Raw genomic sequence first — 26492 nt, 5'->3', positions numbered from 1 at the left:
AAGTCACCTCATAAAAGACGGAGAAAATAATGAAAAAGTTGTTACAGTTTTTTGCCATCGCAATGACAGTTGTACCTGTTGTGGCAAGTGCTCATGGCCCAACACGCCAAATGGTTGAAGAAAAAGTTGTGATCAATGCACCAGCAGACAAAGTATGGGCATTAGTAAGCGATTTTACAGCCATCGACCAATGGCACCCAGCTGTACAAAGCGTTGAAATGAAAGGCGACAATGTTCGTGTTCTGACGCTGAACGTTGATGGTAATCCAACAATTACAGAAGAATTGGATAAAGTTGACGAAGAACGTAAAACACTGATTTATAAAATCGAAGACATGAGTGTTGTTAAAACGATTACTTTTAACAGTAAAGATACTCCTTACTATACGTTGCCAGTATCTACCTACAAATCTTGGATGTATGTAAAAGAAGTTGACGGTGGTACAGAAGTCAAATGGCGCGGTAAGTTCTACCGTTCATTCATGGACAACCCACCAGTACCAGAAGGTCAATCAGATTCAGACGCAGTTGATGCAGTTACTGCTGTATACAAAGCAGGTCTGGAAAACATGAAAACTGTTCTGGAAAAATAATGTTCGGTTTTTCGAACAGACATAAAAAAGCGGCCCCTTTGTGGGCCGCTTTCTTAATTATCCCAAGTCTTTTAATTGCTGGCTGCGATGATGACACGCCGCAGTTTGCATACATTACCAATCAGCTAGCCGATAACGTCAGTGTTATCGATCTGCAAACCAACCAAATTACACATACGATCAGCGTAGGTAAGGCACCAGCAGGTGTTGCACTGAGTAAAGATGGCACAAAAGTCTTTATTAGTAATGCTGACTCGCAAGATATTTCTTTTATCGACACCACCCTAATGCAAGAAACCGATCGCCTGAAAGTCGGTGATGGTCCTGTCGGTATTGCAAGCAATGATGATGGCAGCCTGCTCTACGTTGCAGACTGGTATCAACATCAAGTCAGTGTCGTCGATACTGAACAGAAAAAAATCATTAATCACATTGCCGTAGGTAAGTCACCGGCAGGCATGATTGTCGATGATGCCAGACAAAAATTGTACGTTGCGAACCGTGACGACAATTCTGTCAGTATCGTTGATTTAACGACCCATCAAGCAGTGGCCGAAGTTGCAGTTGGCAAAGCCCCGTTTGGCATTGCATTGAGCCAAGATGGCAGCCGTTTATATACCGTCAACGTTCAAGACAATAGCGTTAGCGTTGTTGATACGACGCAACAAAAAACCGTGTCTAGTATAGAAGTCGGTGAATGGCCATATTGTGCAACATTGAGCCCAGACGACTCGACACTATATGTTACTAACCAAGATGAACATACAGTCTCAAAAGTTGATTTAGCCTCAGAAGAAGTCATCGCTGTCATTGAGGTTGATGACACCCCAGAAGGCATTGATGTCAGTAACAATGGTCGTTATGTCTATGTGGCTAATTGGGGTAGCGGCCAAGTATCTATTATCGATGCGCAAACAGATAAGTTAATTGACAATATCCCTACCGCAGCGGGCAGTCGTGCCTTTGGCGATTTTATTGCTGGCCCCTAAAATCAATGCTGGACTGTGAAGTGAGTTGGCCAACGGCCGATTTCCAAGCACGTGCGGAAACACTGGCCAATAATCTCAACCTGTCTAGTAGCCAACAATCTGATGCCCCATTACAACTGCTTGTTGATGATAATGGTCTGAGTTTATGGGCACCCTCTTTAGGCGGTCCAATTCAAGTTGATTTTATCAGCGGTAAAAATGCCCACCGGCGTCAATTTGGTGGTGGTCGAGGTCAACCTTTAGCAAAAGCCATCGGCCTTAAATCAGGTCACACACCAACTGTTATCGATGCAACAGCAGGTTGGGCACGAGATGCCTTTGTACTGGCAAGCTTAGGTTGCTCTATCACAATGATTGAACAGCAGCCTATTCTGGCGGCTTTAATTGATGATGGTATTGCAAGAGCTATTGGCCATGAGGAAACCTCAACCATTGCCGCCAGAATGGCTGTAAAGCATGCGAATGCGGTTGATTACCTGACGTCGCTTGATGAGACCAATTGGCCTGATGTTATTTATCTTGATCCAATGTATCCCAGTCGAGATAAAAGCGCTTTAGTCAAAAAAGATATGCAGCTATTACATCAACTGGTTGGTCATGACCAAACCGGCGAAGCTTTGTTAACCATTGCACTTCAGCGTGCTAACAAACGTGTTGTCGTGAAAAGGCCCAAAGGAGCACCGTTGTTAAGTACTAAAAAGCCTGTCGCAGAAGTTGCCAGCAAAAATACCCGATACGATATTTACGCACCCGTTAGAGCTTAACGCCGTTTACGTGCCTGCTCGTCGAGTTGATTCAGTCTCGCCAGTTTCTCAGCAATCTTGATTTCTAAGCCACGGTTGACCGGCTGATAATAACGACGCTCACCCATCGACTCTGGAAAATAGGTTTCCCCAGCAGCATATGCATCAGGTTCATCATGAGCATAACGATAGGCTTTGCCATAATCGAGCTCTTTCATCAGTTTCGTAGGTGCATTGCGTAAATGCAGTGGCACTTCGGCAGAACCATGGGTTTTGACATCATGCATTGCCGCTTTGAAGGCCGTATAGACGGCATTACTTTTCGGAGCACAAGCAAGATAAACCACAGCTTGTGCAATCGATAATTCACCTTCTGGTCGACCTAATTTTTCTAAACTGTCCCAAGCATTTAAGGTGATTTCTAGTGCGCGAGGATCGGCATTACCGATATCCTCAACAGCCATTCTGACAATGCGACGCATCAAATAAACTGGGTCACAACCACCATCAAGCATGCGACACAACCAATATAAAGCGGCATCAGGCGCACTGCCGCGAACAGATTTATGCAAGGCGGAGATCTGGTCATAAAATGACTCTCCGCCCTTATCAAAGCGCCGGAAACTACCTGATAACACCTCTTTTAAATCATCTTCTGCTACGGCTGACTGGCCTTTGCTATCAGCCAAATCAATCATAATTTCTAAGAGGTTTAAAACTCGGCGACCATCACCATCAGCCGCTTCAGCTAACTGATCCCGCAAACCATCTGCGAGGCTGATATTGCGTCCAGCGAGGCCTTTTATGCCGTCAGCCATAGCCTTATCGATAATTAACCGCAAATCGGCCGTTTCTAACGACTTGAGAACGTAAACTCTAGCCCGAGAGAGTAAGGCGTTATTCAGTTCAAATGAGGGGTTTTCGGTGGTTGCACCGATAAATGTAAACGTACCATCCTCAACGTAAGGCAAAAAAGCATCTTGTTGAGATTTATTAAATCGATGAACTTCGTCAACAAACAACATGGTACTTTTACCACGCTCTTGGGCGATTAGCTTAGCCCTAGCAACGGCTTCACGAACTTCTTTAACACCGGCCAGCACCGCAGAAATGGTGATGAACTCAGCATCACAGTACCCAGCAATCAAACGTGCTAATGTGGTTTTACCAGTACCCGGTGGCCCCCAGAAAATCATGGAGTGTGGCTGGCCGGTCGCGATTGCCTGTCTGAGGGGTTTACCTTCACCGATTAAATGTTGCTGTCCAATGTAATCATCTAGTGACTGTGGACGCATTCGGTCGGCCAGAGGCCGACCTGTTGATTGTAAGTTATCAAACAAACTCACTTATTGCGTGTCTCCAACGACATCAACGCCAGCAGGTGGCTCAAAGTCAAAACGGCTAACATCCAATGATGGGTTCACTTTCACATCACTAAATTGCAGTTTAGTGCGTTGATCAAAGGCATCAGTCATCAACATTTGTTGCAGACCTGTTTTGTCAAAACCTAACTCAACACGCTGGTAATTAGAGTCATGATCTTTCGGCGTCATTTCTACCCATTGCAGATCATCACCTTTATTTAAGACGGTAATGTTGTAGGTATCCTCAGGCATGCTTTGACCTGATAATAGACCTGCAGGCGTATCAGCCAAAGCCTCATCCTGATTTTTTACAGTAATTTGCTCAAGGTCAACATCGTAAAACCAGATATTTTCACCATCCGCGACAATTTCTTGTGCATAAGGACTGACATAATCCCAGCGAAACTTACCCGGCCGGGACAGTAAAAACTCGCCTTCGGCTTCTTCAATCAAGTTACCTTGGCCATCAACTACTGTTTGCGTAAATGTGGCTTGAAACTCATTAACCTGCTCAACAAATTGATGCAAACGATCGACAGCATCTTGTTCAGCATGGGCCATACCACTAACCAAACTTAAGCTGCCAATCAGCATAAGCGAAAATCGCTTCAACATATTTTTCTCCTGATGATTCATCGCAAGGCTTAGACCCTCGCGATGTCAGATAAGTGCGTATTTAATCTCTTGGTGGTGGTGCCAAGACTTCACGGCTACCATTACCTTGCATGGCCGAGACCACACCAGCCGCTTCCATCGCTTCGACAATTCGCGCGGCACGGTTATAACCAATTTTTAAACGACGCTGAATACCAGAAACAGAGGCACGACGAGATTCGGTGACGATTTTTACAGCTTGGTCATAAAGCTCGTCTTGTTCGCCATCACCGGCATCACCAAAAGCACCGCCCTCTTCATCAGCGCTCAACGCCTTGGTGATTTCTTCTAGATAATCCGGGCCACCTTGGGTTTTCAAGAAGTTCACCACTTCATGTACTTCATGGTCATCAACAAAAGCACCGTGGACACGTTCAGGTAACCCCGTACCCGGTGGCAAATACAACATATCGCCCTGCCCTAACAATTGCTCTGCGCCCATCTGATCTAAGATAGTTCTAGAGTCAATTCGTGAAGAAACTTGGAAAGCCATACGGGTTGGAATATTGGCTTTAATTAAGCCGGTAATAACGTCAACCGATGGACGTTGCGTCGCTAAAATCAAGTGAATACCAGCAGCACGTGCTTTTTGTGCCAAACGTGCAATAAGCTCTTCAACCTGCTTACCAACAACCATCATCATGTCAGCTAACTCATCGATAATGACGACGATAAATGGCATTGGCTCTAATTTCGGTAATGGCTCACCCGGCAAAACTTCTGCTAATGGATCGGTAATCGGCTCGCCTTTATCAATGGCTTCTTGAACCTTTTTGTTATAACCGGCGATGTTACGAACACCTAATGCGGCCATTAATGGATAACGTCTTTCCATTTCAGCAACACACCAACGCAAGGCATTAGCAGCCTCTTTCATGTCAGTCACAACCGGCGTTAATAGATGTGGAATATCTTCATAAACTGATAGTTCCAACATCTTCGGATCAACCATGATCAAACGAACTTCTTTGGCTGTTGCTTTGTACAACAAGCTCAAAATCATGGCATTTACAGCAACAGACTTACCCGAACCAGTCGTACCCGCCACCAGCAAGTGCGGCATTTTTTCTAAGTTAGCAACCACTGGTCGGCCAGCAATATCTTTACCTAAGGCCATCACCAATGGTGACTTACTGTTTTCGTAGTCACTACAAGCCAGAATTTCACGCAAACGAACAATCTCACGATGTTCATTAGGAATTTCCAAACCCACCACAGGTTTGCCCGGAATAACTTCCACGATCCGCACACTGCTGACTGATAACGCACGGGCTAAGTCTTTTGCCAAGCCACTGATGCGGCTCACTTTAATACCCGCAGCCGGTTGTAATTCAAAACGTGTAACGACAGGACCTGGTTGTACCTCAACAACTTGCACTTCAACGCCAAAGTCTTTCAACTTCAACTCAACCTGACGAGACAAAGCCTGAAGTACTTCCTCGCTGTAACCTTGCTGTGTCGCTTTTGGCATATCCAGCAAAGACAGTGTTGGCATGCCCGGTACATCGGGTGTTTCAAACAAAGGTTTTTGACGTTCTTTTTCTTCGCGCTTACTGACGGCTGGTGCTTGCTGCATGGTCGGTTCTACGCGAACTTTGGCCTTGTGTTGTAGCTTTTCAGTTTGCTCTTTAAAGTTTTCTTCACGTTGTTGGCGGGTACGTTTAGCCTGAATTTCAGACTGCATATCGCGGCTGCGGCGGGCGCCCCAGGCAAAAATGATCATGGCACCGGCACCAAGACGGTCAATAACCATTAACCATGACAAACCGGTAAACAGTGTTACCCCAGTCAGTAATAACGCTAATAACAACAAACTGGTGCCTGAGGCCCCAAATACCGCTTCAAAACCATGGCCAACGACTTCCCCTAAAACACCACCCGCCCCTAGCGGTAGTAATTCGGCATAGCTCATCAGTCCAAGTGTTGATAAACCACTGGCAGCAGCCAAAGCCATTAGTAATCCAACACCTTTTAATACCCAAAAATGCACGGCATCAGCACTATCAGCGCGTCTTCCCCAGCTAAATAGTAACCACCCGGAAAAGCCCAACATCAGCGGCGCCAAATATGCAGGAAAACCAAAGCCATATAACAAAGCGTCTGCTAACCAAGCTCCGACAATACCGCCGCTATTTGAAACAACATCGTCTGTGCCGGTGGTTGACCAACCCGGATCGGTTGGCTCATAACTCATTAAAGAGAGTAATAGATAGGCTGCTAATGCCAGCGCTAAAATCAAAGCTGCCTCGCGCAACCGAAAGCCGACTGCGCCAGCGGTGACTTCTTGTTTGCCTTTGTCGTTTACCCGCGTCGCTTGTGCCAATGTAAGAATTCCAGTGAAGCCAATAGATTATCGGCAGATTCTAACACAGCTTTTCAACTACGACGCTTGTCCAAATCTATGGCAATGGTTACTCTTATCGCCACCTTTTACGAATTGCGGAGAATGGTTTATGGCTGACAGCAAACACTGTCGATTATTGATTTTAGGTAGTGGCCCTGCTGGTTATACAGCAGCAGTCTATGCGGCTCGTGCTTCACTAGATCCTGTTTTGATCACAGGTATCGAGCAAGGCGGCCAATTAACCACCACCACTGACGTTGATAACTGGCCAGGTGATGCCGAAGGTGTTCAAGGTCCAGAATTGATGCAGCGTATGCAAAAACACGCCGAACGTTTTGGTACTGAAATCATCTTCGACCACATTCACACCACTGATTTAAGCAAGCGCCCTTTTACCTTAACCGGTGATGCTGGCACATACACTGCTGATGCATTAATTATTGCCACAGGTGCTTCAGCTAAATACTTAGGTATGGAGTCTGAAGAAGCCTTCAAAGGCCGCGGTGTTTCTGCTTGCGCAACTTGTGATGGTTTTTTCTATAAAAACCAACCTGTCGCTGTCGTTGGTGGTGGTAATACGGCTGTTGAAGAAGCGCTGTATTTATCAAACATTGCATCAAAAGTCACTGTTATTCACCGTCGTGATAGCTTCCGCGCTGAAAAAATTCTGATTAATCAGTTAATGAAAAAAGCCGAAAGTGGCAATGTTGAAATTCTGTGGAATTCAACGTTAGACGAAGTCTTAGGTGATGATGCGGGTGTGACTGGCGTTCGCGTGAAAAGCACTGAAGATGACAGCACCAAAGAAGTGGATGTTCAAGGTGTCTTCATTGCCATCGGTCATCAGCCAAACACGTCTATGTTTAAAGATCAGTTGGAAATGCAGCACGATTACATCATCCTGAAAAAAGGCCAACAAACCAGTATTCCTGGTGTGTTTGCAGCAGGTGACGTATCTGATCCAATTTATCGACAAGCTATTACCTCAGCCGGTGCGGGATGTATGGCAGCACTGGATGCAGAACGCTTTCTAGAAAGTCAGAAGTAATATCGAATAAGCAGGCGAAAGCCTGCTTTTTTGTATCTACGGAGGGGAAAATCATGGCATACAAACATATTCTCGTTGCTATCGACTTCTCAGCACATACCGAGGAAGTCATTCAGCGTGCACAGGCTTTAGCAGTCGCAGATACACAGCTCTGTTTATGCCATATTGTCGAGGACTTTCCGTTAACCGATTTTGCTTACGAGCCGATGATTAGTGTCGACAGCGATATGCGTGATTCGCTGCTTGAGGCGGGCCAACAACAATTAGCTGATGTTGGGAAACGCTACCAAATCAGTAGTGATCACCAATGGGCTGAATTTGGCAGTCCGGGTCGCGATATTGTGCGTATTGCAGATGAACATGATGTTGACCTGATTGTTGTTGGCTCTCATGGTCGTCATGGTATTAAAATGCTGCTTGGTTCAACTGCCAATGCCATTTTGCATCACGCTAAATGTGATGTGTTAGCGGTAAGACTGCAAGACACGGATTAAATTTATGATGACGGGACGCACCGTCGGGCTGGTCCCGTTTTTATTAGTTGCTTTTATTAATGCCGTCGTTGATCTCGGCCATAAGATCATCATCCAAAACACCCTATTCAAGATTTATGATGACGCCACCCAAGTAGCTCTAACGGCGGTGGTCAATGCCTTAATCTTGCTGCCCTTTATTTTGTTGTTTACGCCGGCTGGCTTTTTATCGGATCGTTTTGCCAAACCCAAAATCATGCGTTGGGCAGCCTTATCAGCGATCTTTATCACCTTGCTCATCACCTTGAGTTATTACCAAGGCTGGTTTCAATTAGCGTTTGCACTGACCTTTATTCTTGCCGCACAAAGTGCCGTCTATTCGCCTGCTAAATATGGTTATATCCGAGAAACAACAGGTGAGCAAAGTCTGGCTTCGGCCAATGGTTTTCTGCAAGCGACCACCATCGTTGCTATTTTGACCGGCATTTTTTTGTTTTCGATTTTCTTTGAAGTGTTATTGGCTGATGTGACTTACAGCAATGAAGCCGAATTAATTCAATATATCGCGCCTTTGGGCTGGTTGTTGGTTGGCTTTTCTTGTCTTGAATATCTGTTTGCACGCAAGCTACCTGCGATAGATGCTGCGAGTCCAAAACAAACGTTTGACTGGCCTGCGTATCGGCGTGGTCATACTTTGCGTCAGAACCTAAGCATCATTAGTAACGACCGTTTGATCCTCTGGTGTATTTTGGGTTTATCGATTTTCTGGGGCATTTCACAAACCATGCTCGCAGTCTTTCCAGCCTTTGCCAAAATCGTATTAAATGAAAACAACACTATTATCATTCAGGGACTACTCGCCTGCTCAGGGATTGGCATCATCCTTGGCTCTTTAACCGCTGGCAGACTTTGCCGAGAACATATCCGTTTTAGTCTGATGTTAATTGGTGGTATTGGCTTGTTTGCCACACTTGCCGTTATTACCTTGATAAACACGGTTATCGGATTTGCCATCGCAATCGCCGCTTTTGGCATATTTGGTGGTCTGTTTATCATTCCACTCAATGCCTTAATTCAACGTGAAGCACCTATTGAAAAGCTAGGCACCGTGCTCGCTGGCAATAATTGGATACAAAATCTCACCATGGTGAGCTTTTTGATTCTGACTTGGTTGGCCGCTAGTGGTCAGTTAAGTAGTGTAGATTTTTTAAGGTTTTTGCCTTGGCTGACGTTAATATTAATTATCCCGGTGTTGTTGCAACTGCACCGTAAGATTCGTTGATTATTTGAAAAAATAGCAATAATCTTCAGTAACTGTTTTGTAAGGTCGTGTTTGTGGCAAATAACTCTTCTTTTCCTCCCGTATATGGTGACGCTTTTCAACAAGCATCGGAAAATTTACGACGAACACTCCCCTTAGTAAATCGCTACAAAACGCCTATTACCCCAGTTAACTATGCTGTTTGGTATGAGTATGTCTCAGGTAACAATCAAGCTCTAATTAACGCCATTGATACTCGCCTCAATAAGGGTGATGAAATCACCCAAGAGCTAACCCAATATTTGTACGAAAAATATGTCTTGATGGGCATGCCAGAACGCCTAGAGCAAACCAATAATGGTCTTCGTTTAGTTGTCGATAACACTATCAGTAATATTAATCGAGCTGAAATTACAGCTGGCGATTTGGCTTCAGACTTAAATCAAAGTCATAGCCTGCTTGAAAACTGCCAAGATATTGATGACATCAAAAATGTTCTTTCTGGCATCTTAGAAAATACCCGTAAGTTGAGTGAATCTAGCAGTGGTCTTAAACAAGAGCTCGCAGAATCGACTCAAGAAATACTTAAACTTCGTAGCGAACTTGAAGCCGTCAAACAAGAAGCGCGTTTGGATAGCCTAACGGGCTTGTTAAACCGCAATAGCTTCAGCAAAGAAATAGCCCAATTGTGTCGTACCGGTCAGGTCAAATTTGCCCTGATGGTATTTGATATTGACAACTTCAAGCAGGTAAACGACCGATTTGGTCATGCATTGGGCGACAAGTTACTGCAGTTCTTTGGCACTACCTTACAAAAACGCTGTGATGATTTACATATTGCTGCCCGTTTAGGTGGTGATGAGTTTTGCATGTTGTTACTCCATAGCAATCCACACGAAGCACATACCATTGCAGAAGCTATTCGCAGCTCGCTCGAAGAAAGCCGCCTGAAAAAGAAAGACAGTCATGAGTCTATTGGGGAAGTCACGGTGTCAATCGGTATCAGTATGTTCACGCCCGGTGACACACCAAGCAGCTTATTCGAGCGCAGTGATAAGGCGCTTTATACCGCAAAACAAAATGGTCGAAACCAAATTTTTATCGATGTTTAGAAACGATAAAACTGGCTGTTTAAATAATCGATAACTTGCTTTTGCTGATCTACTGACCAGTTGGCATCAGCAGCAATTGCACAATTCGCAACACGTTTTTCTAAGCCCGCCAAAGATGTCACTTTGCGGTCATTGCGACTGTACAAACTATTTGCATCGCCGCCAGTGAGTGATGCATGACATTGCATACAACTCTTATCATGCAATGACTTACCGTCGGCCAGCGATAGAGTGCTGGCCAACAGTAAACAAATCAGCGTGAGGCTTTTTGACATTAAGCCGTGCGCGCCTGCAATGCCGCAATTCGCAGTGATGCAGGTGGATGCGAATCATAAATTGCAGAAACCAAAGGATCTGGCGTTAATGTGCTGGCATTTTCTTTATACAAAGCCACTAACGCAGCAATCAGATCATCTGCATTTGCCACTGAAGCCGCATAATCATCGGCTTCGTATTCATATTTACGTGACAAATGCGTCAATAATGGATGCAGATAAAAACTGAACACAGGAATCACCAGCATAAATAACACCAGTGCCATCGCGGCACTTTGGCTTTCAACACCTAAGCCGTTATAAAACCAGCTTTGTGCTGATGCCCAGCCCAAAAATGCGAGACCAATCAGACTCAACACCGCCAGCAGCGCCATATTTTTGATGACATGTTTACGACGGAAATGGCCTAACTCATGTGCCAGAACGGCTTCGATTTGGTCACCGTTTAATGTGCTTAATAACGTGTCAAAGAACACAATTCGTTTGTTATTGCCAAGGCCAGTAAAGTAGGCATTACCGTGCCCACTGCGGCGGGAACCATCCATGACAAAAATGCCTTGGCTCTTAAAACCACAACGCTTTAACAATCCGTCAACACGACTTTCTAACTGCTTGTCTTCAAGTGGTGAAAACTTATTAAAAATCGGTGCAATAAAGGCTGGGTATGCCCACATCATAAATAATGCAAAGCCCATCCAAGCCCCCCATAAATACAACCACCAATAAGCGCCAGAGCTTTCCATCAGCCACAAAGTGACCCAAATAATTGGCGTACCCATAATCAGTGTCAATAAGAGTTGCTTCGCAAAATCACCAAAAAACACGCCTGGCGTGCTGCGGTTAAAACCAAACTTGTCTTCCATTACAAAGGTTTTAAACCAACTGGTTGGTAGCTCTAAAAGTGAACCAATAACTAAAAAGCTCAGCACAAATAAAATGCCGGTGACAGTTGCAGATAAACCAAGGCTTTCCCAAGCACCCGACAATAAAGCTAGGCCGCCGCCCAAAGTCCAGACCAATAAAATGACCGCACCGTATAAAGCTTCTGTGCGTTTAAACTGACCTTTTGCAACGCTGTAATCAGCCGCTTTTTGGTGTGCTTCTAGGCTAATTTGCTCGCTAAAAGCCGCCGGGACTTGATGACGGTTTGCCAATACATGGCGCTTCTGGCGAAGTGATAGCCAGATCTCAATTCCCGTCATAACTAATAGGGCAATTACAAAAACCCAAGTAAACTCATTCATCATTATTAAACCAATAAAATTTCTAAATTGTGTCGAGCAGAGTAGCCTTTGATACAATCGCTGGCAACATAGTTCACCCCCTTGTCGGAAAAGAAAAGACGGAGACCATGGCTAAAAGCAAAAATAACCTTATCTGGATAGACCTGGAAATGACCGGTCTCGACACCAATAACGATTATATTATTGAAATTGCCACTATCGTCACCGACAGCGAACTCAATGTACTCGCCGAAGGGCCAATCATTGCTATACATCAGCCTGATGCGGTTTTAGATGCGATGGATGAGTGGAATACGAAACAACATGGCCGCTCAGGTTTGGTTGAACGGGTTCGAAAAAGCACTTACAACGAACAACAAGCCGAAGCGGAAACCATCGAGTTTTTGCGCAAATATGTCCCTGCCAATGTGTCACCGATGTGTGGGAATAGCATTTGTCAGGATCGCCGTTTTATGGCGCGCTGCATGCCGGAACTGGAAGCCTACTTCCACTATCGCAACCTTGATGTGAGTAGCTTTAAAGAATTAGCCCGTCGCTGGGCACCGAAAGTTGAAAAAGCCTTCAAGAAAAAATCTAGCCATCTGGCAATGGACGACATCAAAGATTCTATTCGCGAGTTACAACATTACCGCGAGCATATGATCAAACTGCCTACCGAAGAGTAGCAGCTTCACAAGGCTTTCACGGCTTAAACTAGACACTTTGCAAACTCGTTTTGCAAAGTGCTGTTATGCCGCATTCAAAGCCCTATTTACCCGAAAAAATTTGTGTTGTTTGCCAAAGGCCCTTTAGTTGGCGAAAAAAGTGGGCTAACTGTTGGGAATCAGTCGTTTATTGTTCAGAGCGTTGCCGTCGCCATAAACACACAGGCTTAACTGCATGACGCTATCAGCAGGCTTCCCAAATAAAATGGTGCTGCTGGATTGCGAAACCACGGGCGGAAACCCGCTTCGTGATCGCATCACTGAACTCGCTTGTATTTTCGTCGAAAATGGTGAAATCACTGGTCAATGGCAGCAACTGTTTCATCCCGGTCAACGAATTCCACCATGGATCAGCAAACTGACCGGCATCACCGATGAAATGGTCGCTGATAAGCCAGATTTTTCAGAGCTGGCCGCCCCCCTTCAGGACCTTTTAAAAGATCATGTTTTAGTCGCGCACCATGCACGTTTTGACTATGGTTTTCTGCGGGCTGAGTTTGAACGGGCCGGCATTAACTTCTCAGCAAAAACATTATGTTCGGTTAAGCTCAGTCGACACTTTTATCCGCAAGCCAAACGGCATGGCATTGATGCCATTGTCGAGCGTCTCAATCTCAATATTGAAAACCGTCATCGAGCGTTTGATGATGCCGATGTCATTCGACATTTATTTCAACAAATTACGGCTGATTACACTCAAGAAGGCGTTGCCAGAGCCTGCCAAAAGTTAATGCAACAAACACGGCTACCAAGTCAGCTTGATCCTGCTGAAGTGGAACAACTACCAGAAACGGCTGGTGTGTATCGCTTTTATGATGAACATGGCGCCCTGCTCTACATCGGCAAATCCATCAACATCAAACAACGCGTACTGAGTCATTTTGCTGCCAAAGGGAATTTACGCAGCAACGAAATGCTGCAACGACTCAGTCATATCGACTTTATACAAACACCCTCTGATTTTGGTGCGCAATTACTTGAAAACCAGCTTATTAAAGATGAAAAGCCACTTTATAACCGTCGTCAAACCAAAGCGAAACGGCTTTATCAGTTGGTGTTGAGTGAAAATAAAACAGGCTACCAGCAGGTGCATATTGAAATGGCTGATCTCGGCCAGCCACCCGAATTTACCAATCGTTATGGTTTATTTCGCAGTCAACGCCAAGGACAACAAAAACTGCTACAACTAGTTAACGACCACCAGCTTTGCCAAAAACTAACCGGACTTGAGCCAGCAAAAAAAGGCAGCTGTTTTGGTTATCAACTAAAAAAGTGCAAAGGCGCATGCTGCGAGGCAGAACCGGCTTTGCAATACAATCTGCGCTTACAAACCGCACTTAGCGGGCTTAAAAATCAGGTTTGGCCATGGCAAGGACCTATTTTAGTCAGCGAAATCCCTATCAACGGAGAACATGAAGCATCACACCATCACTTAATAGACCAGTGGCTGTACTTGGGCCGGGTTGATGATATTGAGAGTGCCCAGCAACAACTCAGGCAAGTAAAAAATGCTCCTCACTACTTTGATTTGGATGCCTATAAAATTCAGCTACGCTTTTTAATGCGATTAAAACCTAAACAACTCACGATTCACCCTTTACCAGATTTTGTTGAGGAATGGTCATGACCAGATTACATCAACTACTTGGCTATGCCGGACTAATTCCTTTTGTTGGACTTGCAATAATCAGCATGACCGGTATTTATCCCAATAGCAGTGAATGGTTATTGACCTATGCTGCACTGATTCTCAGTTTCCTTGGCGGCTTACTCTGGGTGATAACCATGCAGTATGAATTACCCAAACATGTGCCTTTTGTTAGTGTCGGTCTAATGCTTTGGGCTTGGTGTTGGTTACTATGGCCTACACTTAATTGGTTCTGGCTTGCAGCATGGTCATTTCTTGGGCTTTGGCTATACGAGAAATACTATATATCAATGGTCTATAGTGCAGAGTTTATACGTCTTCGTGGGCAGCTTTCATTAATAGCCGCTCTGAGTTTGATGGCAACAGCGTTAGTACATTAATGGCACGCTTGTTTCTCATTTTGGGTGATCAACTCAATTGTGACAGTTTGCTGTTTGATGCGACTGATGAAAAAGATCAGTTGTTAATGATGGAAGTTATCGGCGAATCAACCACCACACTGTCCAGCAAGCAACGAAGTGTCGCTTTCTTATCTTCCATGCGTCACTTTGCTAAAAGGCTTCATGATGAAAAGCTGCCGCTCACTTATTACACATTGAAAGATGGTTTTAGTTGCTTCACCACGGCACTCGACCATCATTTTGAACAACAGCCTTTCACGTCACTTCACTGTGTATTACCCGGTGATTATCGTGTCATGCAAGAAATTGCTGACTGGGCAAAGCCTCACCAAGTTGAAGTCGAATGGCTAGCGGATAATCACTTCATCTCCCGTCGAGGCGAATTTAAACAATGGATGGCTGAACGCAAACAGCCTCGAATGGAATACTGGTATCGCCAGCTTCGAAAAGAACGCAATATCTTGATGAATGGCGACCATCCAGTCGGTGAACAATGGAATTTCGACAAAGATAACCGTAAAAGCTTTGCCAAATCCGGCCCCAAAGATGTGCCAAAGCCAACGTTATTCGAAACCGACGACATTACCAAACAAGTCATCAAAGACATCTCTAAATACCTGCCCGACTTACCCGGTGAACTGGATGACTTTGTCTGGCCGGTGACCCGTGAACAAGCTTTGCAGGTGCTTGATGACTTTATTAATGAAAGGCTCGCTAACTTTGGTGATTACCAAGATGCGATGTGGACAGAGCAACCTTGGTTGTACCACTCGCGTTTGTCATTGAGCATGAACCTGAAATTAATTTCCCCTGAAGAAATCATCAACGCCGCTGTCGATGCCTACGAAAGCAACAAAGCGCCATTAAATGCTGTAGAGGGTTTTATCCGGCAAATTCTGGGCTGGCGTGAGTATATTCGCGGTTTATATTGGCATGCACGAAATGACTGGCATGACATGAATGCCTTAAACGCTCGTCGTGATTTACCCAAACTGTATTGGGATGCCAACACCCAAATGACGTGCTTAAACCAAGCGGTCTCACAGGTTTTGAATTATGGTTACGGCCACCATATTCAACGACTGATGGTAACGGGGTTATTTAGCTTACTTTGGGGTGTGAAACCCAAAGCGATTCATGAATGGTATCTCGCCATGTATGTTGATGCCGTGGCATGGGTTGAAATCCCCAATACCCTTGGCATGAGCCAATATGCAGATGGCGGCTTAGTTGGCTCAAAGCCCTATATTGCCAGCGGTGCGTATATTGATCGGATGTCGAATTACTGCAAGTCATGTCCATTTGATCCCAAACAAGCCCATGGCGACAAAGCTTGCCCGTTTACCACGCTGTACTGGGCGTTTATTGATCGACATAAAGACTTGTTGAGCAGTAATCCAAGATTGAGTATGCAAGTTAAAAATTGGCAGCGAAAATCAGATAATGAGCGCGACGCAATTTTGCAACATGCTGAAAAATTGCATCGAAATTTACCGTAGGAGCAAACATGCCTAATACCCAAGCCGTTTGGCTTCGTAATGACTTACGACTCGATGACAACCCTGCGTTATACCAAGCACAGCAAGTCGGGCCATTACACGTGCTTTATGTCGCAACGCCAAAACAATGGCAACAGCATCATGAATCACCAGCCCGTTTGGGATTAAAAGCCGCAGCAATTCAAGATATTGCTGAACGATTGGCTGAGCTCGGCATCCCTTTTACTTTACTAGAAGCAGATTGGTTTGCTGATGTACCGGCGCTACTGAAAACATTTTGCAAAGATGCCTCAATCGACGGCTTATGGTTTCAACTAGAAACACCGCTGGATGAAAATAAGCGTGATGATGCCGTCACACAAACCCTGTCTGACATTGATGTTGAAGTACATGCTTTACCGCATGACTTGTTAGTGTCACTACCGGTTAAAACCCAACAAGACGAGGCATTTAAAGTCTTCACGCCGTATTACCGCCGCTGGCTGCAAATTCTCGAAGAAACACAACAAGCGCCTCACCCATTACCCAAATCACAAGGCAAAGCTTTAGCTAAACCTAAACTCGACTGTCATTGGGCTGGCGACTTTCGTGAAGACTTATGGCCGGGAGATGAAGAAAGTGCATTAACCAAACTTTCGGCGTTTGCCGATATTAAATTGCAGGATTATAAAAAACAGCGTGATTTTCCGATAAAACCTGCCACCAGCGTTTTGTCGCCCTACTTGGCAAATGGCCAGCTTGGCCCTCGCCGATTATTGGCCGTCGTGCAGTTTTATTGCGGTGAACAAAATCGAGAATGGCGACATGATGACTGGCTTCGTGAACTCGCTTGGCGGGATTTTTATCGTCAATTACTGCTGTATTTCCCACGGATCAGTATGTTGCAGCCATTTAAACCAGAAACCAAAAACGTTAAATGGCGTCAGGACGAGGCTGATTTTCAAGCGTGGTGTGAGGGTAAAACCGGCTTTCCGATTGTCGATGCCGCGATGCGTCAACTTAACCAAACTGGCTGGATGCATAACCGTCTCCGCATGATTGCTGCCAGCTTTTTAACCAAGTTACTGCTGACCAACTGGCGACGAGGTGAAGATTATTTCTTAGATAAATTAATTGATGGAGAGTTTGCAGCCAACAACGGTGGCTGGCAATGGAGTGCATCAACTGGCGTTGATGCTGCGCCTTACTTTCGTGTATTTAATCCAACATTGCAATCAGAGCGATATGATCCTGAGGGCAAATTCATCAAACGTTTTGTGCCAGAGCTTGCCGACGTGCCTGCTAAGCAAATTCATAATCCGCCAGCAGAACTACGTGAACAATGCGGTTACCCGCAGCCTATTGTTGACTACAAACAGGCAAGACAAGACGCGATTGCTGCCTTTAAAAACTTATAAGGCAGCAATCCGACGAAATACCCGAGAAAAACCTTGTCGCGCCTGTGAGTTAAAGTGCTCAAAAGTGACTTGTAAAGCAGTAAATACCAACTGCATTTTGGTGACTTGGTTTACGGTTAAATCTTCACCGGTTAAACCCACAGGCTGGCGCTGATCTTTAAGCCAAATCTTTTTGCCAATTAAACGAATAATTCTTTTGGTTTCTATGCTTAATTGCTGTTCATCAAAATACACCTGAAAGAATTGCACGGTGTCCTTAACCGTCCATGCTTCAGGACGATGACGGAAAAAGCTACTCAGGTCATGTAATGTGGCATTACAGCTAAATACCGAATATTTGAGCTTCTCAAGGTCAATGAGTTTGACTGACCAATGATCACCATCCGGTTTCACCATGATGTGTTTTGGATAAAGGCAATTATGTCGGAAATGGCCTTGATGTAATTTGCGAACTTCAATGGCGATATCACGAATTAAAGTGCGTCTTTCGTCAGCATTTAAATGGTTTAGATCAAGCGCATCTAAACCGACATAACCAACCAATGCTTTGGTCACAATAATGGCTTTTGATGCCCGCATTTCAAAATAAATCACATCTAATGTTGAGATATATTTTGACTGCAATTTTTTAATGTTTCGGAATTCTCTAAAGAAAGTGGGCAGACCACTGATGGGATGCATGATTGAGCGGGTAACATGATTTTCCTGACGTTTGATAAAGACTTCGTCAGCTTGCATCGCTTGGCTCAACGTGGTTTTAATCACGCCACTCCAGCCACCTCGGCGAAAGTTTGGCTCCTCAAACCAGTCGGAATCATTCATCCATAACGCATTTGAGGTTTCAGAAAAAAAAGTGGGATTTCTCGAAGGGCCTTGCTGTTGATCGTGCATCACTACACCTCAACTTTTTCGAGAACGTAAGTTCGCCACATCGCGCACTTAGGTATAAAGTCCAAATGACCTTTGATACAAAAACCTGCCATTGCAAACTCCTGTTCAATCGTTTCTTTGGGGATGACAAAACGATTCTGGTAGGCGCGTCCATTTCTTTTCGCCTCCAGTTTCTTACGTCGCCAAGCTTTAAAGTTGTCATCTACCCAGAGTGAAATAATGACAGTTGATTTAGCAACGCGATGAAACTCTTTCAGTATATTTAAACGGTCAGTCGCGTCACCAATATGATGCAAAAGCCGGATACAGAAAATTGTCTCAACAAAATTATCATGCACCGATAAAGAAAAAACGGATCCCTGAAAAGTTTTAATTCTGCTTGTTAACTCAGGTGATCGGTAAGCCAAGCCCATGTCAATCATCTGCTGACTGTTATCACAGGCGTAAATTTCTCGGTCTGGCCGCTCTGCCAGCACCGACCAAAAACGTCCGGTACCACAGGGCAAATCTAGCACCTGTTTTGGATCCCCGGCAAGTTTTAATGCTTTTCGGGCAATTTGCTGATCTCGCCAATTCGATAAACGTCTGGCAAATCCTTGGGTATGTTTTAAGAAATACGCTTTAGCATGACTTTCGTCATATTTATCAGAAAAAGCGAGTGTTTTTGCAGGTTGGAATGACATATGACAACGCTCTCCTAGTGAGTTGGAGAGCATTATCAAAAGGAAAACTTAAGGAAGAATTAAAGCTTTTAATGCTCCCCTTTAATCACATTTTAGACGTTTAATTTAACTACCGATGATGCCGCCGTCTTCTTTGGTAATTAACACTGTTGCCGAACGTGGTCGTCCAGTTGCCAATTGATCTGGCCAGTTACTAACGGCTCTTGGATTGTCTGGTGTTGTTTCAACACCTTGTTTACTTAAAAAAGATAATGTTTCACCGGGATGCTGGATATTCACCCACATGGTTTTCATATCCGGCGTCATGATGACACCCGTGACTTCACAACCAATTGGGCCAGTTAAAAACCGTCGAATTTCCCCCGTTTTCGGATCAGCCGCCAGCATTTGGTTATTACCAAAGGCTTTAAATGGCCCATCATTCATAACACTTGGACTGACATCGGTTTGAATCCAGAGCACACCACAGTCATCAATATATAAACCATCCGGGTTAGCAAACTGTTCGCCTTCGCCCTCGCCACCCAAAACAAAAACCTGCCAGCTTGCATCTGTTGCCGTGGCATCCGTCTCAAAAATCTTAATAATATGACCAAACATATTTTGGTTACGTGGATTTGCCGCATCTTTACCCGGCTTACCATCCACTCCGCGATCGCTATTATTGGTTAGCGAGACATAGACATCGCCAGTTTCAGGGTGAACGGTTATCCACTCCGGCCGATCCATTTTGGTCGCACCGACAGTATCTGCCGCTGCTCTTGCATGGATCAAAATATCAGCCTGATCCGTAAAACCGTTATGAGGTGTTAAACCTTTTTCTCCGAAGATTAAAGGTATCCACTTTACGGTGCCATTAGCTTCAAACCGCGCTACGTGTAAGTCACCGTCATCCAGTAATTTACCGTTATGGGCACCTAAACTGCCGTCCCATGCATCGCGGGTAATAAATTTATAGATGTACTCAAACTTGGAATCATCACCTGAGTAAAAAGCGATCTGCCCATTTTCGGCAATTTTATGCGCCACATTTTCGTGGGCAAACCGACCTAAAGCCGTTCGTTTTACTGGCGTGCTATTAGGATCGTAAGGGTCAAACTCAACAACCCAGCCAAAACGATTCGCTTCATTCGGGGCAAAGTCCAAATCAAACCGCTTATCAAATTGCTGCCAGCCATAATAACTAAAGCCTAATTTGTATCGCTGCCAACGACGCGTTGTTTCGGGATCACGTGTTTTTTCGGCATCAAACACAAAGTAGAAATGGAAGTTTTCTTCACAGGTGAGGTAAGTACCCCACGGCGTTTTGCCATTGGCACAGTTGTTAAAGGTGCCGAGTACTTTTGTGCCTTCAGGATCAGCATCTGTTTTTAACAAGTCATGACCGGCAGCAGGCCCACTAACCATCATTTCGGTATTTGCCGTCAGTCGTCGGGCATATTGTGATGGACGAACGATCTGCCACTGATTATCGACTTTTTGCACTTCAATTAAAGACACGCCATGTGCATTTTGCTCTTTGGCGACCTTGTCAGCGGTGTAGGTTTCAGGCGAACGATTATGACTGCCATCGAGATGAATCAGATCTAAATCTAGATATTCATGATTCATGACCAAAAGGCCATGATCGTTATTTGCTGAGCCTTTTGGTAACGAAAAATATTGCATCGCGTCGTGGTTCATACCCGCTTGTTGTAACTGATCTGCCGCGCTATTGCTGGCATCTAATTTAAATGCCGGACCATCAGAAATCGGATCCCCCCAACGATAGAAAATCTCAGCTTTATAGCCATCAGGAACAACAACGGTATCTAATAAATCAGCAGCGGGAACGGGCTTAAAGCCCATCAAACTGCTTGATTCGGTAAGTAATTTGGCAGCTTGCAGTGAGCTCGGCATCGCAGCCGCTACCAAACCACCTAAACCGAGTTTCAGCACTTTTCGGCGTTGAATTTGTTGTGCTAATACATCCTGAAAAAAATTGCCGGACATCGTTGGCTCCTTATTTGACGGCCCATGATAACGATCTTTCCGGGATCAGAAAATCAGGCTCTGAGTCGTTGTATCACCGAATTAAGGGATTGGCTCACCGTACTCAGACCACCACCAGCACGCTCAATATCAGCCATTTGTGTACTCACTTTATCGGAGTGCACTTTAATTTTCTCAGTGCTTCTGGCGATATCATCAACGACTGAAGTTTGCTGTTGCGTCGCAACGGCTATGGCCGAGTTTATCTCGCGAATTTTTTCGACGGCTTGAACCACTGGCTTCATCGCAGATTTGGCTTGTAAGCCCTGCTCTGCAGTACGGCTTGCCGCTTCACTTTGATTTCTAACGATCACCGCAGCCTCACTACTGCTACGCATGATGGTTGTGATGATGCCGCGAATTTCTTCTGTTGATTGCTGTGTGCGTGAAGCTAATTGACGAACTTCATCGGCAACCACACTAAAACCGCGACCATGTTCACCCGCACGGGCTGCTTCAATCGCCGCATTTAATGCTAATAAATTCGTCTGTTCAGCAACGCCTTGAATGACTTCCAGCACGGCACTGATATTTTTGCCCTGGCCTTCTAACTCGCTCATCACGGTTTCAAGGACTAACAAATCGCTCGCCACTTTTTGGCTGGCTTCGGCCGCTTCTGTTAACTGCGAACGTGCAGCTTGTGTGGCATCTGAAGCAGAGTTTGCTGAATCCGAGGCATTGCTGGCATTTTCAGCAACTTCTTTAAATGAATATGACAGCTGGGTAATCGCTGTGGCGACTTCGTCATTAGCATGTTTTTGCTGTGTACTTAAACTGACCGCTTTGCCTGACAACATCATCACCTCATCACTCGCTGCCATTACCGCAACGGACTGCTCACCAAGCTGTTTAACCAATTCAGCTAAATGTTGCTGAAGCTGTAATGCGGATTGCTCAACACTTCGCGGTTCTTCATAAGGCAATGCGGCTTGCAAGGTTTGCTCATAGTCACCTTTTAACATGCGACTGAAAAAGCCTTCGAGCTGAACCAGAAAGCGGATAAGGCGTTGCTGCAAAATCGAAACAGTCGCTAAGGTGGCAATGATCATTAACATGACGCCGAGTAATGTCCATTTCACTCTTTGACTGATTCGCTGCTTAATATCGTCTATTTGTTGCTGAAATTGCGCTAACGTCGTCGATAATTGACTGATACGGGCATTTAGGTTGTCACGCCCTTGTTGCAGATCAGCACGAAACTGCAACGTGTTTTGCAACTCTTTTTGATAACGATTCGTTAGCGACTTGAGCGAATCAATGGCTGTCTCACCAATTTCACTTGGTGGTTCAGGTCGCAAAGTCGGCATGGTTTGTTCTTTAAAAACATCAAAACGTGGCATCGCTTCGATTTCTTTCAGCAAGTCAGCAAACGCTTGGTTTTCGGCAAGCAAAGCCTGCTCTGCTTGCTCAGTTGGATTACTCAAATACCCCTGACGTAAACGACCAATTTGATTCAAGCTGGCACTCATTCGTGTCAGGTTGGCTAAGAACTTAGGCTGGGTTTCAGTATATTGCGCATTTTCATGCAAACCGTAGGTCGTTAATACGCCTATTTCACCGTCACGCTCACGTTCGTTATTGACCAACAACGCTTGTGGATTACCGGCTAACTTACCTGCGGCACGCACATTCACAATCTCTTCTTGCAGGGCAATCACTTCAGACTGAATCAAGGTATTGTCGTCATCGCTAAGCCAATATTGTCGGCTGTCTTGCAAATCAATCAGCTTAGTCTCGGCTTGTTGAAGTAACTCGGCATCCCCCGAAGCCAAGTAGCGCGCTAATAGTTCTTTGATATCACTATCAAAAGTGGATTTGTATTGCTGGAACTGCTGGACGATTTGATAGGGTTTATCAAGTTGCTGCCAGCCCCAAAAACCGGCTGCCGCAGCAATGAGGATTAACAACAACATGGCTGTTATTAAGGCACGAGACACAAAAATTAATTTCACAAACGAAGCTCATTACAGACTTTCTGAATGCGTGAGGGTAGCGGTTTGCCGTGACAAATTTATGACAAACGATGTTGTTCGATGGCCCAATCAATGTGCTCTGCCACCATGTCACTGACTTGGCTACGTTTTTCATTTAACGCTTGTGTAATCTTTTCGTTGGGTTTGGCATTACCTAACGCAACCGCGATATTTCTGAGCCAACAGTTATAACCTATTCGGCGGATCGGGCTACCTTCAAGTTTTTGATAAAAGTCATCTTCTGTCCAAGCAAAAAGATCTAATAATTGCGGCGCATCTAAGCCCTCTCGTGGCTGGAAAGCATCTTCTCGGCTTGGTTTGGCAAATTTGTTCCAAGGACATACCAACTGGCAATCATCACAACCATATATACGATTGCCCATCATCGGCCGTAATTCGACCGGAATAATGCCACGTAGCTCAATGGTCAAATATGAAATACAACGCCTCGCATCAAGTTGATACGGCCCAACAATCGCCTGCGTCGGACAAATATCAATACAAGCCGTGCAATCACCACAATGTGCCGACACGGGCGACGTTAACGGTAACGGCATATCGGTGTAGATCTCACCGAGAAAAAAATAAGATCCATGCTGGCGATTTAATACGTTGGTATGTTTTCCAATCCAACCTAGTCCAGACTTTTCTGCCAGTGCCTTTTCCATCACTGGCGCACTGTCGCAGAAAACTCGATAGCCCATCGGGCCAAGGACCTCTTCAATACTTTGCGATAGACGTAGTAAGCGCTTACGCATGAGTTTGTGATAATCACGGCCCAGCGCATAACGTGAGACAAAACCTTTTTGATCATCACCGATAATTTGCCATGGTTCTGCAGTCTCATCCGGCCAATAATCCATACGGGCAGTTATCACACGAATGGTATCTGGCAGTAAGTCAGCAGGACGACTACGTTTATCACCATGTTTAGCCATAAAGCTCATTTCACCGTGAAACCCTTTGGCTAACCAACTTTGGAGGTGTTGCTCGGCTGAACTTAAATCAATGTCACTAATGCCGAGTTGCTGAAAACCACATTGCACAGCCAATTGCTGAAGCTGGTTCAACAATGCGTTTGCAGACTGTGCTGTATTTAAATCGGCCATGCCCGTTATTATAGAGAAATGAACCATAAGGCTGCGGAGTCAATCATGTCGATATTGCCAAATGCACTCTATAGTGCAGCGCAGACACGTGAGTTAGATAGACTCGCTTTTGAACAACATCAATTATCGTCACCGATTTTGATGGCGCGAGCCGGTAAAGCGGCGCTAAAAATGCTGCAACAGCAATGGCCTTTTAGCCGAAACATATTAATTGTTTGTGGTCATGGTCATAACGGTGGTGATGGTTTTGAACTTGCCAAGCAAGCTACTCAAGCAGGTTTTAGCGCGCACATTGTTTTTGTTGGCGCAATTGATTCGATGTCTGAAGCCGTTAAAGCTAGCTATCAATCCGCGCTGACATCAGGCATTCAAATTCAAACCCTTCAAGATGAGTGGCCAGAATCAGATCTGCTGGTTGATGCATTGTTAGGTACGGGTATCAATCGTGAAGTAAGTGGTGACTACGGATTAGCCATAGATAAAATCAACAGCTTATCCAATACGCCGGTGTTTGCGTTAGACATTCCATCAGGATTAAACGCCGACACTGGCAGTGTCATGGGCAAAGCCGTCAAAGCCGATAAGACGCTCAGTTTTATCGGTATCAATATTGGCTTGATGAGCCATGATGGCCCCGATCATGCTGGCGAAATTCACTATGTGGACTTAGCCGTCCCAGCAGATATTTTTTCGCAAATATCGCCATTGGCTAATCGCATTAGTCTAGATGCGCTTTTGCCAAACCTTGCCCCTCGCAAGCGAAACGCACATAAAGGTCAGTTTGGTCATGTGCTCATCATTGGCGGTAATGAGGGCATGTCAGGTTCGGTCAATATTGCAGCCCAAGCTGCAGCCCGGACAGGTGCTGGCCTTGTCAGTGTGGCAACACACCCAAGTCATGCAGCATTTTTGAATTTATCGCGACCTGAAATCATGTGTCACGGCATTAACCAAGCCAGTGACTTATCGCCGCTTATCGATAAAGCCACGGTTATTTGTATTGGTCCCGGACTTGGTCAAGACGAGTGGGCACAGTTAGTTTTACATGCTGCTTTGGCTGCAGAAAAACCCATGGTTGTTGATGCTGACGCATTAAACCTACTAAGCCAGCATCCAAGTTGTCCGAATAATTGGGTATTAACCCCACATCCTGGCGAAGCTGCCACGTTATTGGGCATCTCGAATTCAGAAGTCCAAAATAATCGTATTGAGGCCGCACATACCTTACAGAAAAAATATGGTGGCACCGTTGTGCTAAAAGGTTGTGGCAGCTTAGTTTGCTCAGAAGATGGATTATTGCTATCACCATTCGGCAACCCCGGTATGTCATCTGGCGGCATGGGAGATTGTCTGACTGGTATTATTGGTGGCCTGTTAGCTCAGCATTTTCCCATCAAACTTGCTACACAAATGGCGGTTGCCTTGCATGGACTTGCTGCCGATAATGCCGCCAAAGTAAACGGTGAGTGTGGTCTGCTAGCGCTGGATTTACTGCCTTTTTTGCAACGACTGATTAACCAAAAAGATTGACCAATTATGTGGCTCAAAGATGAACAAGATACACTGGCGTTTGCCACTTTATTGGCCAATGTTCTGCCCGTTGAAGGTTTTACCATTCACCTAGAAGGCGATTTGGGTGCCGGTAAAACCACTTTTGTTCGTGGCCTTTTACAAGCTTTAGGGCATCAGGGAAATGTAAAAAGCCCAACATACACCCTGGTTGAGCACTACACGCTCGGTAGCAAAACTGTATTTCATTTTGATCTATACCGACTCGCCGATCCTGAAGAGTTACTTTACTTAGGTATTGAAGACTATTTAAGTGACTCGGCACTGCTATTAATTGAATGGCCAGAACAAGGTGGGGACTTACTTCCCAAGCCGGATATGACGATCAAGTTGCAATATCAAACCGAAGGCCGTGAGATTGAATTAATTAGCCAAAGTTCGTTAGGCAAAAAAATCTGCGACGAACTTCACACTCAGTCAAGCTTTCAACGCTATCTTGTTTAAAAATAAACAAAAAGCTTGATTTTTCTGCTAAGCGATTTCACAA

25 protein-coding genes are annotated in these 26492 nt (G+C 45.0%); 15 read left to right on the top strand and 10 right to left on the bottom strand.

What is annotated here, in order from left to right:
• Positions 1–29: 29 nt before the first annotated feature.
• The 3 genes from OMP94_RS09330 to OMP94_RS09320 are packed head-to-tail and all read left to right on the top strand — an operon-like array spanning position 30 to position 2346.
• A complete protein-coding gene (locus OMP94_RS09330) occupies positions 30–593 on the top strand; it encodes an SRPBCC family protein (protein ID WP_266278020.1) in 564 nt (187 codons plus the stop codon).
• A complete protein-coding gene (locus OMP94_RS09325; RefSeq protein ID WP_266278019.1) occupies positions 593–1582 on the top strand; it encodes a YncE family protein in 990 nt (329 codons plus the stop codon). The genes OMP94_RS09330 and OMP94_RS09325 overlap by 1 nt, the downstream gene beginning before the upstream one ends.
• A 20-nt stretch (positions 1583–1602) precedes the next feature.
• Positions 1603–2346, top strand: a complete 744-nt coding sequence (locus tag OMP94_RS09320) for a class I SAM-dependent methyltransferase (RefSeq protein WP_266278018.1) — start codon at positions 1603–1605, stop codon at positions 2344–2346.
• On the opposite strand, the gene OMP94_RS09315 is transcribed toward OMP94_RS09320, so the two are convergent.
• The 3 genes from OMP94_RS09315 to OMP94_RS09305 all read right to left on the bottom strand — a co-directional run bounded on the left by OMP94_RS09315 (position 2343) and on the right by OMP94_RS09305 (position 6666).
• Positions 2343–3671 (bottom strand): replication-associated recombination protein A, encoded by a 1329-nt coding sequence (locus OMP94_RS09315; protein WP_323135078.1) that lies wholly within the window; start codon positions 3669–3671, stop codon positions 2343–2345. The genes OMP94_RS09320 and OMP94_RS09315 overlap by 4 nt on opposite strands.
• Entirely contained in the window at positions 3672–4304 is a 633-nt protein-coding gene (lolA, locus tag OMP94_RS09310; protein ID WP_266278017.1) for an outer membrane lipoprotein chaperone LolA, read from the bottom strand.
• A gap of 61 nt (positions 4305–4365) precedes the next feature.
• Positions 4366–6666 carry a DNA translocase FtsK gene (locus tag OMP94_RS09305; protein WP_266278016.1) on the bottom strand — a complete coding sequence of 767 codons (2301 nt, stop codon included), beginning with the start codon at positions 6664–6666 and terminating at the stop codon, positions 4366–4368.
• 130 nt (positions 6667–6796) lie between these two features.
• Between OMP94_RS09305 and trxB the strand changes: the two genes are divergently transcribed.
• The 4 genes from trxB to OMP94_RS09285 are packed head-to-tail and all read left to right on the top strand — an operon-like array spanning position 6797 to position 10581.
• Positions 6797–7735: a thioredoxin-disulfide reductase gene (gene trxB, locus OMP94_RS09300; protein WP_266278015.1), complete on the top strand. Its 939-nt coding sequence runs from the start codon at positions 6797–6799 to the stop codon at positions 7733–7735.
• 53 nt (positions 7736–7788) lie between these two features.
• Positions 7789–8229 (top strand): universal stress protein, encoded by a 441-nt coding sequence (locus OMP94_RS09295; protein ID WP_266278014.1) that lies wholly within the window; start codon positions 7789–7791, stop codon positions 8227–8229.
• Positions 8230–8233: 4 nt separating this feature from the next.
• Positions 8234–9490 carry an MFS transporter gene (locus tag OMP94_RS09290; protein WP_266278013.1) on the top strand — a complete coding sequence of 419 codons (1257 nt, stop codon included), beginning with the start codon at positions 8234–8236 and terminating at the stop codon, positions 9488–9490.
• 53 nt (positions 9491–9543) lie between these two features.
• Positions 9544–10581, top strand: a complete 1038-nt coding sequence (locus OMP94_RS09285) for a GGDEF domain-containing protein (RefSeq protein ID WP_266278012.1) — start codon at positions 9544–9546, stop codon at positions 10579–10581.
• On the opposite strand, the gene OMP94_RS09280 is transcribed toward OMP94_RS09285, so the two are convergent.
• Positions 10578–10856 carry a hypothetical protein gene (locus OMP94_RS09280; protein WP_266278011.1) on the bottom strand — a complete coding sequence of 93 codons (279 nt, stop codon included), beginning with the start codon at positions 10854–10856 and terminating at the stop codon, positions 10578–10580. The two genes, OMP94_RS09285 and OMP94_RS09280, sit on opposite strands and share 4 nt — an antisense overlap.
• Positions 10856–12100: a M48 family metallopeptidase gene (locus OMP94_RS09275; protein WP_266278145.1), complete on the bottom strand. Its 1245-nt coding sequence runs from the start codon at positions 12098–12100 to the stop codon at positions 10856–10858. The genes OMP94_RS09280 and OMP94_RS09275 overlap by 1 nt, the downstream gene beginning before the upstream one ends.
• 107 nt (positions 12101–12207) lie before the next feature.
• Between OMP94_RS09275 and orn the strand changes: the two genes are divergently transcribed.
• From orn to OMP94_RS09245, 6 genes are all read left to right on the top strand, one after another.
• The gene (gene orn, locus OMP94_RS09270; protein WP_266278010.1) at positions 12208–12765 is read left to right on the top strand and encodes an oligoribonuclease; all 558 of its coding nucleotides are present in this window, start codon (positions 12208–12210) and stop codon (positions 12763–12765) included.
• 65 nt (positions 12766–12830) lie between these two features.
• Entirely contained in the window at positions 12831–12983 is a 153-nt protein-coding gene (locus tag OMP94_RS09265) for a DUF2256 domain-containing protein (RefSeq protein ID WP_266278009.1), read from the top strand.
• Positions 12980–14431, top strand: coding sequence for a 3'-5' exonuclease family protein (locus tag OMP94_RS09260; RefSeq protein WP_266278008.1), 1452 nt, complete (start codon positions 12980–12982; stop codon positions 14429–14431). Before OMP94_RS09265 ends, OMP94_RS09260 begins: the two co-directional genes overlap by 4 nt.
• The gene (locus tag OMP94_RS09255) at positions 14428–14832 is read left to right on the top strand and encodes a DUF3429 domain-containing protein (protein ID WP_266278007.1); all 405 of its coding nucleotides are present in this window, start codon (positions 14428–14430) and stop codon (positions 14830–14832) included. Before OMP94_RS09260 ends, OMP94_RS09255 begins: the two co-directional genes overlap by 4 nt.
• The gene (locus OMP94_RS09250; RefSeq protein WP_266278006.1) at positions 14832–16352 is read left to right on the top strand and encodes a cryptochrome/photolyase family protein; all 1521 of its coding nucleotides are present in this window, start codon (positions 14832–14834) and stop codon (positions 16350–16352) included. Before OMP94_RS09255 ends, OMP94_RS09250 begins: the two co-directional genes overlap by 1 nt.
• 8 nt (positions 16353–16360) lie before the next feature.
• Complete coding sequence (locus tag OMP94_RS09245) at positions 16361–17749, top strand: cryptochrome/photolyase family protein (protein ID WP_266278005.1); 1389 nt, start codon at positions 16361–16363, stop codon at positions 17747–17749.
• Here OMP94_RS09245 and OMP94_RS09240 read toward each other — a convergent pair.
• From OMP94_RS09240 to queG, 5 genes are all read right to left on the bottom strand, one after another.
• Positions 17744–18640, bottom strand: a complete 897-nt coding sequence (locus OMP94_RS09240) for a lipopolysaccharide kinase InaA family protein (RefSeq protein ID WP_266278004.1) — start codon at positions 18638–18640, stop codon at positions 17744–17746. The genes OMP94_RS09245 and OMP94_RS09240 overlap by 6 nt on opposite strands.
• 2 nt (positions 18641–18642) lie before the next feature.
• Entirely contained in the window at positions 18643–19323 is a 681-nt protein-coding gene (locus OMP94_RS09235) for a class I SAM-dependent methyltransferase (RefSeq protein ID WP_266278003.1), read from the bottom strand.
• Positions 19324–19428: 105 nt separating this feature from the next.
• A complete protein-coding gene (locus OMP94_RS09230) occupies positions 19429–21315 on the bottom strand; it encodes a PhoX family protein (RefSeq protein WP_266278002.1) in 1887 nt (628 codons plus the stop codon).
• Positions 21316–21368: 53 nt separating this feature from the next.
• Positions 21369–23306, bottom strand: coding sequence for a methyl-accepting chemotaxis protein (locus tag OMP94_RS09225; protein ID WP_266278001.1), 1938 nt, complete (start codon positions 23304–23306; stop codon positions 21369–21371).
• Positions 23307–23365: 59 nt separating this feature from the next.
• Positions 23366–24436, bottom strand: coding sequence for a tRNA epoxyqueuosine(34) reductase QueG (gene queG / locus OMP94_RS09220; protein ID WP_266278000.1), 1071 nt, complete (start codon positions 24434–24436; stop codon positions 23366–23368).
• Between the two features lie 45 nt (positions 24437–24481).
• Here queG and OMP94_RS09215 point away from each other — a divergent pair, with 45 nt between their 5' ends.
• Entirely contained in the window at positions 24482–25966 is a 1485-nt protein-coding gene (locus OMP94_RS09215; RefSeq protein ID WP_266277999.1) for an NAD(P)H-hydrate dehydratase, read from the top strand.
• A gap of 6 nt (positions 25967–25972) precedes the next feature.
• Entirely contained in the window at positions 25973–26449 is a 477-nt protein-coding gene (gene tsaE, locus OMP94_RS09210) for a tRNA (adenosine(37)-N6)-threonylcarbamoyltransferase complex ATPase subunit type 1 TsaE (RefSeq protein WP_266277998.1), read from the top strand.
• Positions 26450–26492 lie beyond the last annotated feature (43 nt).

It is taken from the genome of Methylophaga sp. OBS3, assembly GCF_026319325.1.
Lineage (GTDB): Bacteria > Pseudomonadota > Gammaproteobacteria > Nitrosococcales > Methylophagaceae > Methylophaga.
Note: the sequence above shows the minus strand (reverse complement) of the source record. Positions and strands in the feature narration are given on the sequence as shown.